This is a genomic window from Halalkalibacter hemicellulosilyticusJCM 9152 (genome assembly GCF_000513115.1).
Classification (GTDB): domain Bacteria; phylum Bacillota; class Bacilli; order Bacillales; family Bacillaceae_D; genus Halalkalibacter; species Halalkalibacter hemicellulosilyticus.
The window spans coordinates 158,471-171,788 of sequence record NZ_BAUU01000001.1; the positions used below are offsets into that span (position 1 = coordinate 158,471).

A 13,318-nucleotide genomic window follows, 5' to 3' on the forward strand; every position below is an offset into this window, starting at 1 on the left:
TAATCTATTAACAGGCTGGGAAACAAATTTTTTATTAAACGCCCGTGGTTATACAGTGTAAATAGTGGAGTTACTACTAAGTTTAAAAGAGAGTATCGCAGTTGTGGTTTTGGCTAACACCTGAATATTGTCTACCCTAACTGAAGAATGACTCGTTTTCAAGCGCTTACATAAGCAATACAATGACATTAAATAAATGATCTGAAGCAGAGAGCTCATTTATTTACAAATGAAAGCGTATACGTTCATGTGGTAGTAAGAGGGTTCTTGCTCTGAGTAAAGATCAAATGAACGAAAATGAAAAAGGGGAGAAGACCGATGAAGAAGTTATGGATGATTGTTTCACTTGCACTGATGATGATCTTAGTAGCATGTGGAGAGAATGATGATGCAAGTACAGAACCTGTTGAGGATGAAAATAGCACTGGTGGCGAAGAAGTAACGGATGAAGGAACAACCAGTGAGGGTGGCGTAATCGGTATGTCCGTTCTTGATTTAGGAAATCCGTTCTTTGTTCAGTTAACAGAAGCGGTAGCTGATTTAGCGGGTGAGCATGGTTATACAGTTAACGTAAATGACCCAAGAGATGATGTGAACTCGCAGGTTGATGCGATTCAAAACTTCATTTCACAGGGTGTAGACGCGATTATCGTAACAGCGACGGACCAAGAAGTTATTAATGAAGCGATACAAGATGCGAAGGATGCTGGTATCCCAGTAATTGCTCATACGACAAAGCTAGATAATGCGGATGCGTGGGTAGGAGCAGATGAGTATTCTATGGGTTGGGCTTTAGGTATCCAAGCTGGTGAATGGATTTTAGAAACACATGAAGGACAAGGTGGAGTCGGGATCTTGAACTTCGACCAAATTGAGCAGGTTATTCAACGTAAGCAAGGAATTATTGATGGAATTCATGAACATGCACCAGATGTCGAGGTTGTCGGCGATCAACAAGCCGGAGATCCGAATAGTGGTTACGATGTGACAGAAGGGTTCTTACAAGCGAATCCAGATATGATTGGTGTGTTTGGAATTAATGATGGTGGAGCGTTAGGAGCGTATAATGCAGCTGTTGGTGCAGGTAAGGATAGTGACGTGTTTGCAGTTGGTGGAATTGATGCGGTTCCTGAAGCGGTAGAAGCAATTCGTGAAGGTGGAATTTATAAATTTACTGTTGATCAACAGCCGTTTGCAACAGGTGAATCTCTAGTAGATATTGCGATGGCGCTTATAAATGGCGAAGACTTTGATGCAGAAGTTGAAATTGAAGTAAAAGGTGTTAATGATTCAAACATTGCACAGTTTGATCAAGAGTAAGACCAAAGGTGGGGAATCCAGATCAAGGGTTCCCTCAGCCTTTTTATTGAATCAAGAGGTGATCATACAGATGACAAAACGAGTGATTGAAGTCAAAAATATTGTGAAGAGGTATCCAGGAACGACAGCATTAAGTGGAGTGACGATGAGTATCCAAGAGGGCGAGGTTCATACGATTGCCGGTGAGAATGGAGCGGGAAAATCAACATTGATGAAAATTTTAGCAGGGGCGATTTCACCGACAGAAGGCACAGTGAAAATTGGTGGAACGGTCATTGAAGAATTTTCTCCTAAAGTTTCAGCTGATAAAGGAATCGGAATTATTTATCAAGAGTTTAATTTAGTTCCGCATTTAACAGTAGAAGAGAACATTATGCTTGGAAAAGAGTATCGACGTGGTTTATTTGTTCAGAAGCAGAAGAACGTTGAGACGACAAAGCTTGCGTTAAAAAGGATTGGTGCTCATTTTTCTCCGAAAACGACTGTGAAAGATTTAGGAGTAGCAGAACAACAGTTGGTAGAGATTGCGAAGTCGATTTCACAAGAAGTGAACGTTTTGATCATGGATGAGCCTACAGCAGCTTTAACGGAAGAAGAAGTGAAAAAGCTATTTCAATTAATCGAGCAATTAAAAAATGAAGGTGTTGCGATCATTTATATTTCGCATAAGTTCGATGAGATGTTTGAGATTTCAGATCGTATAACGGTCTTACGGGATGGAGAATATATCGCCACAAAATCGATTGATGAATTAGATCATGATAAATTGATTCAGCTAATGGTTGGACGCGAGCTAGAAATGTCTACGAAAACATCTGTTGCACAAGACGATATCATCCTCAAAGTGGAGAATCTTAGCTCAGAGGATAAAATTTCAAATGTGTCCTTTGAGCTAAGAAAAGGAGAAGTGTTTGGGGTAGCGGGTCTGCTTGGATCTGGTCGTACGGAATTAGCGAAAACGTTATTTGGTGTTTATCCGATTACAGGTGGTTCCTTTACGATTGATGGAGAAAAGGTTGAAAACGTTAAGTCGCCAGAACATGCGATTAAGTTAGGGATTGGGTTGATTCCAGAGGACCGTAAGCAAGAAGGGTTAGTATTAGATCAAGACTGTGTCAAAAATATTATTCTGCCATCGGTTAAGAAGTTTGCAAAGGGGTTATTTCTTGATGGGAAAAAGGAAAAACACGTGACAGCTAATTACAAAGAGAAGCTTCGCATTAAATATTATAATGGACAACTGGCAGGACAGTTATCTGGTGGGAATCAACAGAAGCTAGTCATCGCGAAAACATTAGCAACGAATGTGGATCTACTTATCTTTGATGAACCGACAAGAGGGGTCGACATTGGTGCTAAGCAAGAAATTTATAATTTAATGAATCAATTGTTAAGTGAAGGGAAGTCCATTATTATGATCTCTTCTGAAATGCCAGAATTACTAAATCTATCGGATCGAATAGCGGTCATGTGTGAAGGAAAAATGGCTGGGATCCTCTCACAAGAAGAAGCAACGCAAGAGAAAATCTTACAATTAGCAGCAGGTTTAGAGTTTAATAATGAGGTGAAATCATGAAAATAATCACAAATGAAAACAATCCTACACCGACAAATGAAGCAAAATCAAATAAGCAGCTGTTTAAATTAAATCAAGAAATCATTTTATTTCTTGTTCTTATTGGATTGATTATTTTCTTTTCAGTGATGTCAACGAGCTTTTTTACAACGGGGAACTTTATTAACATAACGAGACAAGTAGCGATGCTTGGAATTATTGCTGCCGGGATGGCTATGGTGCTATTGATTGGTGGAATAGATCTATCAGTAGCGTCAAATGTGGCACTAACAAGTGTATCGATGGGGATGCTTATTGCTGCTGGTGTTAATCCGTTTATTGCTATTTTAATAGGGATATCTATCGGAGTGTTAGTAGGGCTTATTAACGGATTAATTATTACTAAAGTTGGGATTCCGGCGTTGATTACCACGTTAGGGATGTTAACGATCGTACGAGGTGTTACGTTTGTTATTACGGATGGATATCCTGTCTTTGGTTTCCCTGAAAGCATCCGTTGGTTCGGTACGGGATTTGTGATGGGGATTCCAGTCCCGGTTATTATGATGGTGCTCGTCTTTATTCTTGTGTACATTCTTCTATATAAAACGTATATTGGTCGACATATTTATGCTCTAGGCGGGAATGAAGAAGCGGCCCATTTATCGGGGATTAATACGAACAAAATTCAATTAATGGTTTATATGATGTCGGGTTTTTTCTGTTCTATTGCAGGTTTAATCTTACTTGGGCGCTTAAATTCGGGGCAACCAAATGCGCTACAAGGATTTGAGTTAGACGTAGTAACAGCGGTTGTGCTTGGTGGTGTGAGTATTTTCGGTGGTCAAGGTAAGTTAATTGGGGTTATTCTCGGTGTCTTAATTATGGGTGTGCTATCCAATGGGCTAGTTATTTTGAATGTCGGGGAATTCTATCAAATGGTTATTGTTGGTTCAGTCTTAATTATTGCTGTTGGAGCAGACCGGATTTTTAATAAGAAGAAAAAATAAATGAACAAAGCAACAGGTAGGTAAGCAAGGGACTTACTTGGAGACAGCTGTCACTCAAAGAAGAGTAATGGCTCCACTCGTTGCGCGCCACTCATCGCAATGCTTTCGAAATCAGGCAACGGCTACGCTCATTACTTAAAGCACACTGAACAAGTAAAAAACGCACTTTTTCAGTGTGCTTCTTACTTGTTGCTTTCTTTTCATTTAAAAGGAAAAGGATCCCTTTTATCACATCATTTGAATTTGTCAGCGAGTAGGGCAGGTTGTATGATAATAGTAGCTTTCAAACTAGATTGAGGTGAGTCCATGTTGAAACTAAAAGTAATAGCCCTTGTTTCTATTTTGTTTGTAAGCGTTATCTTATATCGTCAAATGACTCAAGATGAAGGGTATGTCATTCTTTATAGTTCAGATCAAGAGCCTCTTGATCTTATGGAAGAGGAAAAGAGAGAAACCTATCGTGTCGCAATGGTCCCTAAGCAGGTAGATATTCATTATTTTAATAGTGTAGAAATGGGTGCGGCAGAGGCAGCTGCAGATTTAGGAGTGGAATTGATTTATCGAGGGCCTGTTATTGTTGACTCGAGGATGCAAATCGAAATTATTCGTGAGTTAATAGATGAAGGTGTGGACTTATTAGCGATTTCGGTTATTGATCCTGATGGTATACAGGATGTCATAGTGGAGGCGCACAAAAAAGGGATTGAGGTTATCACATGGGATTCGGATACTTCTTCTCATTTGCGTACGTTTTTTATTAACATGGTCAACCCTGAGACGTTAGGGCGTCATTTAATGGACACAATGGCATGGACGATAAATGAATCAGGAGATTTTGCTATTCTTGGAGGCTCTACTGGCTCGGCTAATATTCGGGAATGGTTAAATTGGATTCAAGTTCAACATGAGGAGTTCTACCCGAATATGAATTTGATTGACATTGTGACAACAGATGATGATCCAGTGAAAGCGTATGAAGAAGCTGTTTCATTAATTGAAGAGAATCCGAATCTTAGAGGGGTTATTGGTACGTCATCGGTGGGGCCACCAGCAGCCGCTCAGGCAGTAAGTGATTTAGGGTTGAGTGGAGATATTCATGTTGTTGGTTTATCGTCACCGGTAGAAATGCGTCAATATTTGCTTGATGGTTCGGCACAAATGACCACGTTGTGGAGTCCGAAAAAACTCGGATATTTAACGATTAGTCTTGCTCATCAATTATTAGAAGAAGAGTTACCGACAGATTTACAAAATATTGTGAATGTTGGTCGCATACGTTTTGATGGTGATACGGTCATTATGGGAGAGCCGATAGACTTTACAAAGGACAATGTGGATCAGTATGATTTCTAAACTATTTTCTAATTTCCATAAGTCGAGGTTTGCGTCAAAACTAATTATTACGTATATCATATTGACGGTTATACCAATGGCATTCTTAGGGTTTATCTCCTATCACCATTACACAAAATCAATTGAAGCACAGGCAGGAGAATTTTTCCCACAACTATTAAAGCAAGCAAATATGAATATAGATAAACAAATTATGGAACTGCAAAAACTGAATGAACTGTTATATAGCTCATCGTCCGTTATGTCCATTTTACGAAATGAAGAATATCCTAATCAATCGACGTTATTGCGAGATAAATTTGAAATGAATACGTACTTGTCTAATGCTTATTTGAGTGGGATTCATTACGATATTATTGCTGTTTTTATTCAATCGAATAATCGTCTTTTTCATCATTCACGTGTGGACATTGTAAGTGAAGCGCAATTGGAGCATGTACCAAGCTACGGTCAACATCAAGTGACACCCTTTTTTGAAACAGATTTGCGTTTTGAAGGAGATATTCCTTTTTTATTAATAGAAAGAGAAATTATTGATTTTGATAATCAAAAGAGCTTAGGAACGATGTTTATAGCTCTAGATCTGCAATTTATTGATCAAGTCGTGGAGGAAATGCGTGATGGCGGCGATATTTGGTTGATGGATCAAGATTATCGTATTTTATACCATTCTGATCAGAGTCGGATAGGTGAGAGGTTCAATGATGTAGAACAATTACCTGTACAGCATGGAAGCTTTAAGACTTTAACGAACGATGATAACAAAGTCATTAGTGTAAGTACGTCAGATGAACATCAGTGGATTCTTACTCATAGTATTCCAGCAAAACATTTAACAGATCGGACAGACTTTGTACGTAATATGACGATTATCATTTTCATTGCTTTTGTAGTTGTATTTGTTATCATTTCCATTTTATTAGCATGGAACGTTTCAAGACCGATTCATCGCTTAAGCCTATTAATGGGTGCTGTAGAAAGAGGCGATTTTGACATTGATATACCAAAACATCCAAAGTCTCAAGATGAAGTAGCTGTATTAACGAGGAGCTTTCATTCAATGGTTACGAGAATAAAAGAATTAATTAGGAGCAATTATCAAACGGCACTTAGGCAAAAAGAAGCGGAACTGTATGCGTTACAATTTCAAATCAATCCGCATTTTATGTATAACACGCTAGAAACGATTAGTATGATGGTCGAGGAGGATGATAAGGAAACGGTTGTTGAGGTCGTGTCTATTTTAGGGAAAATGCTACGTTATTCATTGAGTAACAAAGATGAAGCGGTTTTAATTGCGACAGAGGTCGATCATATTAGAGACTTTCTCACAATCCAAAAATATCGATTTGAAGATCGACTTTCCTTTTCAATTGAACAGAACATAGATGGCCAACAATACTTCACCCCGAAATTTATTTTGCAACCAATTGTTGAGAACGCTGTCAAATATACAATCGAGGATAAAGAAGAAGCGATGGTTCATGTCTCCGTTGAAAAAGTAGACGATGAGATTGTATGTCTAGTTCGAGATAATGGCCCTGGAATAGCACCTGAAAAATTAATCGAATTAGAGAAACAATTAAAGGCTGAATTAATGTTAAAGAAGGACTCGAGCTTTGGTCTGAAAAATGTCCATGCGCGTATTGTGATGATGTATGGGGAGTCATATGGCCTGCGAATTCATAGTGAAGTAGGAGGAGGTACTGAGATCATCATACGGCTCCCTATCATGAGATATTTGGGAGAAGGAGGTTCTGTAGAATGAATCGTATTAACGTCATCGTTGTTGAGGATGAAGCAAGGATTCGAAGAGGGATAGAACGTCTTGTTGAACAAAATCAAAATGAGTGGTCGGTGGTTGGAAGCTATGCTGATGGTCAGAAGGCTTTTGATGGAATCTGCTCAAGCAACTTAAGCTTTGATGTTCTTATTACTGATATAAAAATGCCTAAAATGGATGGATTACAGTTAATAGAATCCTTAAAGAAGGAGCAATATGTTTTTTTACCTGTTATTATAAGCGGATTTGATGATTTTAATTTTCTACAGAATGCAATCCGTCAAGGTGCTGTTGATTATATGTTGAAGCCGATCAATCGAAAGACATTTTCTGACCAGTTAGAAAGGCTGAAGGGAAAAGTTGTGGAGATGAAGGAGCAGCTTGAATTAGATGATCAATTCATGTATTCACGACAAATACAGCAGCTCAGTGAATTAATATGGATAAAGGAAACGGATTTATCTCTGTTACAATGGCTGAAACAGTTTCCAAGTGGAGCATATACATTGGCTTATATAAGTATGGATGATCATCAATTGAATAAGCATGAGGATAATGAGGAGCAGGGAAAGAAACTCGAAGCCATTGAAAAAGAGCTAGATCACATGAGAGTATCACAGCTTGAACATTCAAAGTTTTGGTGGTGGCGGGGGGAGCGTTGTAGCTACTGGGTATTATTGATGGAGAAAGGGAAATCTGAAAGTAGCAAGACATATATGAATCAACTCCATCAATTGTTACAGAGACAAGGGGCGCTTTCTGTTGCTTTAAGTGATTCTTTTGAGGAGTTATCTTTAATTCCTGTTATACGGGATCAGCTCCTTTCACTCATTCAAATGCGTTTAGTATTAGGCGGCAATCGAATATTCTCACCTGGTACGTTGGAATCGCTCCATACCCCAAACGAAGAAAGCTTCATACCGAATGATCTCTATCAAATGGTACAGCACTTGTCTGTAACGATTGAAAAAGTCGATCTAGTACAAATTGATAAAATGCTAGCGCGATTATTTGTGAATTTACAACAATGCGAATCAGCCCATGTTGTGACGAAGGTTGTGCAATTTTATATAACAACCGTTTATAACCAATTAGTCTCGAACTATGAACTGAAGTCAAGTCCTCTTGAGGATGTCTTATATCAGGTAAAAACGGCATCGAATTTCACAGAGTTGAAGTCAATTGTACTGAATTGGACGAGAGCCATTATTAATGCTAAATCAATGAACGAGAATGAATCAAGCCCGATAGAAAGGGCGAAGGAATGGATTATCGATCATTTGCATGAGAATATAACGATTTCAAAAGTAGCAGAGCAAATCCACATGAATCCGAACTACTTTTGTGAAGTGTTTAAGAATGAAACAGGGGAAACGATATTAGACTTTGTAACGAAGCGAAAAATGATGAAGGCGAAGCAATTATTAATTCAAACCGATAAAAGAGTCTATGATATTGCGACTGAGGTTGGCTATAAGGATACGAAATACTTTAGTCGTTTATTTAAGCAATATATGGGGGAAGTGCCTTCTAAGTACCGTGAGTTGCAAAAGAATATGTGAGATGTTGAGTGTTTGGAAGGTTGACCTTTCAAACACTCTTTTTCTACAAAAAGGTGGATGGTTTCACTTAGCTGGGCAGTTTCATCAAGGAAGAGGTATGGTCAAATGTCGCATGCGGTTCCTCCTTCCTCTATTCACGCTGTATGTCGCTATTTTACAGTCGTTAAGGTCTCCTCATTCCTTTATTTCGGGTTTTATCCCTTCTTTTGTCCTTGTTTAGTTCAAATAGCGTAATGAGGATTACATTTTCATATTAGGAAATGAGTTTTCCCTGAATTAGAGGAAAGAGGATTCCTTTCGTAGTACACCAAAACAATTACGCGAAAAGTTTTGACCATTTTGGTTAAAAGTGTGGTAAACTAGGTATGAGCTGAATTGGTTAGGAGGTGCTGGCGTGAAAAACTCATTAAGAGAATATGATCCAATACTATTTAAGCGAGATATAATAGCGGCTTTAACATTGTTTGTGATGCTCATTCCACAAGGAATGGCATATGCAATGCTTGCTGGACTTCCGCCAGTAATGGGTTTGTATGCTGCAACGGTTCCTTTATTTGTCTATGCACTTGTTGGTTCATCTAAACATTTGTCAATAGGGCCTGTAGCGATTACGTCATTGCTCGTTTTTTCAGGAGTATCTGTCTATGCCGATCCAGGTTCGTCAGCTTATATTACCTATGCCATCGTGTTGGCTTTTATGGTCGGAGTGCTACAGCTTTTGTTCGGTTTATTCAAGTGGGGCTTTATTGTGAAATTTATTCCTTATTCGGTGCTTAATGGGTATACGTCAGCGGCGGCAATTGTGATTGGAATTAGTCAATTAAATCATTTATTAGGGATGGATACGGGCAATTATTTGCAAGTGCATTTACTTCTTTTCCAAGTGTTTAGTCGGATAAATGAGATTCACCTACTTACGCTAGCTGTTGGTTTAGGGAGTATTCTTCTTCTTATAATAGTAAAGAAATTTACTCCTAAGCTGCCAAATGCTTTAGTCGCTGTTTTCCTTTCAACAATAGTCGTGGCTTCGTTTCGTTTAGAGGAACGTCAGCTTCAAGTGATAGGTGATGTTCCAAGTGGATTTCCTGGCTTTTTTGTGCCGGAATTGACGATTGAAACCGTCATGATGCTAACTCCAATGGCACTTACAATTGCCTTATTAGGCTTTATGGAATCATTATCAATTGGAAAGGCGATTGCGAAAAAGGAAAATTATGAAATTAATCCAAATCGAGAGTTTACGGCACTCGGTCTATCAAATATTGTCGGATCGTTTTTTTCTTCTTTTCCTGTCAATGGAAGTTTCTCAAGAACAGCCGTTAATCATCAGGCTGGTGGTGCGACTCAATTGACCGCTATTATGACAGGAATATTTGTACTCATTACGGTGGCGTTTTTTACGTCTGCATTTTATTATATTCCCAATGCGGCTCTTGCGGCTATTATTATCGTAGCTGTTTATAAACTTGTAGATATTCCTGAAATGAAGCGATTGTTTCGAGTGAAACGGTTTGAAGGATGGATTTGGGTCACGACTTTTATTACCACATTATTTATTGGCATACAGTGGGGAATTATCGTTGGAGCGATCTTTACATTGCTTCTTATTATAAGAAAAAGTGCTAAGCCAGAAATTGTACAATTAGGCTATGTAGAAAGAGAAAAGACATTTCGTGATATTAGCCGATATCCAGAAGCGATTACAGCTAAAAAAGTTCGGGTTCTTCGCATTGATTCTAGTCTGCACTTTGCTAACGTTGCTTTTTTAGACGAGAAATTAAAACGGTTGAATGATCTAGAGGAAGCAGAGTGGCTCATTCTAGATATGAGTGGTGTCAATGACATCGATTCTGTCTCGATACAACGATTAGAAGAGGTTATTGAATACTTTAGAAAACAGCAGATTACGATGCTCTTTTCTAATATGAAGGGCTCTATAAGGGACACGGTAAATAAGGTAGGGTGGAAGGAGAAGTATAGTGAGCAGTGCAATCATCTTACATTAGAACAGCTACTACGTGAAAAAGGGCTGCGATCTTATTTCGATCCTGCATTCAATTATATAAGTAGCTCAAAGGAATGGGTTCAAGATTATATCATCTAAACACGGCTTCGATTTTGAAATTTATCAAGATCGAAGCTTTTTGTTTGGAAGAAGAAAAGACGCTGTCGCGTTTTTCTTATCATATAATGTTGATCGGTTCACTATGGTATACTAAGGTTAGTTTTGGAAATGAGGTGTTACTTTGTTTAGGGAATTCTTACTCGATCATTCGAAAAAAAATGCGAATAAAAAAGCACTGTATGAACTTATTCACCGAAAAAGACTAGTATCTAAGGGTGATTTATTAGATGCATTTGCTGTCCCACAAACGACTTTAACACGAATGATTCATGATTTAGAAAGAAATGGATGGATTCAATCAGGAGGGATAGGGCCTTCCAAAGGTGGTCGGCCGCCTGTTTTGTATAAGATTAATCCTCTTTCGGGTTATATTATTGGAATCGAGATTGCGAGAAGTGTGCAAGTCTTGTTGTTAAATTTGGAATTTGCTGTGATTGATAAGAAAGTGTTCCCTGTTACGAAGAAGTATACACCAGATGAGATGATGTCTCGTATCATGAATCACATGAAGCAAATGATGGCAAACCATCAATTAAATGATAATGATATAGTTGGGGTTGGAGTAGGAGCAATCGGGCCGGTCGATCGAGAAAAAGGAAAAATGATTCGTCCGGAATCATTTCGCTCGTTTGGCTGGGAAGAGGTTTCGATTGTTGAAAAAATAGAACAAGAGTTTAATGTTCCAATTATCTTAAATAATGGAGCGAATACTGCCGCGATTGCTGAATACAAGATACAGGAATACTCTAATAAGAATTTATTGTATTGTATAAGTGGGTATGGGATCCGTTGTGGGATAATCCAAGCAGGATCTTCTTTGAATAGTAAGCAAGGAGATGCTAGCTCTTATGGACATATGATTGTCCACCCTGGAGGAGGATGTGTACGTGTGGAAAGAAAGGCTGTTTAAATGCGTATAGCTCATTTGGAGCTATGTTTGAACTAGTGCAACAAATGAATCCATCATTAGCATTTACATCACCAGAGGATTTGATTGATGCCCTTCAAAACGGAGAGCCGACTGTGGAAGTAGTTGCTCATGAGGCGGCTTACTATTATGGATTAGCGATTGCGAACATGGTGAATGTTCTTCATCCTGATGTCGTATTGCTGCAAGGGAAACTAATAGAACAGAATAAACGTTATTTGAATAGAGTCATTGCTGTGGCTAAGGAGCATATTTATGCTAGTCATTTAACAGATTTACATATTGGTAAGGGAAAGTTAGGAAGGGAAGCCGTTGCAATTGGAGCCGCGGTAGAGCTGTTTCAGGGGTTTTTTGTTGAGCGAGGTTAGAAAATGAGTCCATACAAAACCTATCTTTAAAGAACTTGTTGTTCAGTAGATAGGTTTACTATGAACTATCCCTCTCACGTACGATCCCGGTACTGCTTCGGCGTCATTCCAGTAATCTTTTTAAAAACCTTCGTAAAGTAGCTTTGATCATGAAAATTTAGCATCACACAAATGTCAGAGAGAGAATGCTCGGTTAGAGTAATAAGCTTCTTTGCCTCTTCAACACGTTCTTGCTGAATATAGCGAGAAAGTGACATACCTACCTCTTTTTTAAATAAAGAAGAGAGGTAGACAGTACTAGTACCGGTAATTGTAGCGAGCTTGCTTAAGGAAATATTTTCATAGAGATGGGTAAAGATATAATTTAAGCATTGATTGACATAACGAGAATAGTTTAATTTCCTGTTAGTCGAGACATGTTCAATAAATTGTAGCCCTGCTTCAAGTCGATAGGTATCGACCTTGTGTGGCTCAGTGATTTCCTCAATTGTTTGAATGAAAAGGTCGCTTAGTGTATATGCTAGTTCCGTAGGTAATCCCCCTTCAATTGCCGCCCGTGTCGCAAGGGTAACAAAGCTGATGGCTAAGTTTTTTCTTCCTCTTAAATAGCTTTTCTTCGATAAGATACCGAAGTGTCCAGAAGAAGGTGGAGTTCCTGCCTTTTCTAAGAACAGCTCTTTATTTCCTTCTTTAATAGCATGAAGAATTTCCTTTTCATAGAGCAGGTCATGGTGATAATGGGAATCTTGCCGTCTTTTAAATAACTCGATATGTGGTTGTGTCGCTGCATTTAGAAATGGAACCGAGAGCTGCCCTTCGATAATGTCAGTGGCATCGACTTCTTTCGCATACAAAAGGTAATAGACAAGTCTTCCGAAATTGATTAGATCCGTTTGCTGAATGATTGGAATGCTTCCGACGATGTTGAGGAACGGCTCGTGATCATAGTTGTTATGTGATTCATTTAAATACGCGTGAAGCTCTTCTTTTTGAAGGGGAGAGAACAAAATAGGGCCGATAATAATCGTTCCGATTGAAGAGGAGCCCTCCTGTAGTGGGATAGAGAGAAAGTGAATGGGGAGACTCGTATTCGTTAGGTGAATAGAAGGGGATTCGACGGTTTTAGCATGAATAGATTGAAGCGTTGCAGCTAGCTGTAATGTCTGAGTCGTATGACGTGAAAGGTGAGTATAGGCTGTATTGCCTCGTGAATCCCAATACGTAACTGGAGCTTTAATTGTATCGTAAATAAGATTGAGTAACGGCTTTGGCTGGATAGTAATAGGTTGCAAAGGAATGCCTCCCCCTTAAGTG

Annotated in this window: 10 protein-coding genes; 9 read left to right on the forward strand and 1 reads right to left on the reverse strand. The window is 38.8% G+C overall.

Annotated features, from left to right (window positions below; genetic code table 11):
- Nucleotides 1–318: 318 nt before the first annotated feature.
- From JCM9152_RS00735 to JCM9152_RS23605, 9 genes are all read left to right on the forward strand, one after another.
- On the forward strand, nt 319–1,320 hold the full coding sequence (locus JCM9152_RS00735; RefSeq protein ID WP_035339791.1) for a sugar ABC transporter substrate-binding protein: 1,002 nt from the start codon (nt 319–321) through the stop codon (nt 1,318–1,320).
- Nucleotides 1,321–1,390: 70 nt separating this feature from the next.
- Nucleotides 1,391–2,896, forward strand: a complete 1,506-nt coding sequence (locus tag JCM9152_RS00740; protein ID WP_035339793.1) for a sugar ABC transporter ATP-binding protein — start codon at nt 1,391–1,393, stop codon at nt 2,894–2,896.
- On the forward strand, nt 2,893–3,885 hold the full coding sequence (locus tag JCM9152_RS00745) for an ABC transporter permease (RefSeq protein WP_081727841.1): 993 nt from the start codon (nt 2,893–2,895) through the stop codon (nt 3,883–3,885). The genes JCM9152_RS00740 and JCM9152_RS00745 overlap by 4 nt, the downstream gene beginning before the upstream one ends.
- 306 nt (nt 3,886–4,191) lie before the next feature.
- A complete protein-coding gene (locus tag JCM9152_RS00750; RefSeq protein ID WP_035339795.1) occupies nt 4,192–5,238 on the forward strand; it encodes an autoinducer 2 ABC transporter substrate-binding protein in 1,047 nt (348 codons plus the stop codon).
- A complete protein-coding gene (locus JCM9152_RS00755) occupies nt 5,228–7,006 on the forward strand; it encodes a cache domain-containing sensor histidine kinase (protein WP_035339797.1) in 1,779 nt (592 codons plus the stop codon). The genes JCM9152_RS00750 and JCM9152_RS00755 overlap by 11 nt, the downstream gene beginning before the upstream one ends.
- Nucleotides 7,003–8,583, forward strand: coding sequence for a response regulator transcription factor (locus JCM9152_RS00760; RefSeq protein WP_035339799.1), 1,581 nt, complete (start codon nt 7,003–7,005; stop codon nt 8,581–8,583). Before JCM9152_RS00755 ends, JCM9152_RS00760 begins: the two co-directional genes overlap by 4 nt.
- Nucleotides 8,584–8,977: 394 nt before the next feature.
- The gene (locus JCM9152_RS00765; RefSeq protein ID WP_035339801.1) at nt 8,978–10,687 is read left to right on the forward strand and encodes a SulP family inorganic anion transporter; all 1,710 of its coding nucleotides are present in this window, start codon (nt 8,978–8,980) and stop codon (nt 10,685–10,687) included.
- Between the two features lie 142 nt (nt 10,688–10,829).
- On the forward strand, nt 10,830–11,618 hold the full coding sequence (locus JCM9152_RS23600; protein ID WP_035339803.1) for an ROK family transcriptional regulator: 789 nt from the start codon (nt 10,830–10,832) through the stop codon (nt 11,616–11,618).
- Between the two features lie 23 nt (nt 11,619–11,641).
- Nucleotides 11,642–12,004: an ROK family protein gene (locus JCM9152_RS23605; protein WP_268870703.1), complete on the forward strand. Its 363-nt coding sequence runs from the start codon at nt 11,642–11,644 to the stop codon at nt 12,002–12,004.
- Between the two features lie 74 nt (nt 12,005–12,078).
- Here the strand turns inward: JCM9152_RS23605 and JCM9152_RS00780 are convergent, their stop codons facing one another.
- Nucleotides 12,079–13,296 carry a helix-turn-helix domain-containing protein gene (locus JCM9152_RS00780; protein WP_052015434.1) on the reverse strand — a complete coding sequence of 406 codons (1,218 nt, stop codon included), beginning with the start codon at nt 13,294–13,296 and terminating at the stop codon, nt 12,079–12,081.
- Between the last annotated feature and the right edge of the window lie 22 nt (nt 13,297–13,318).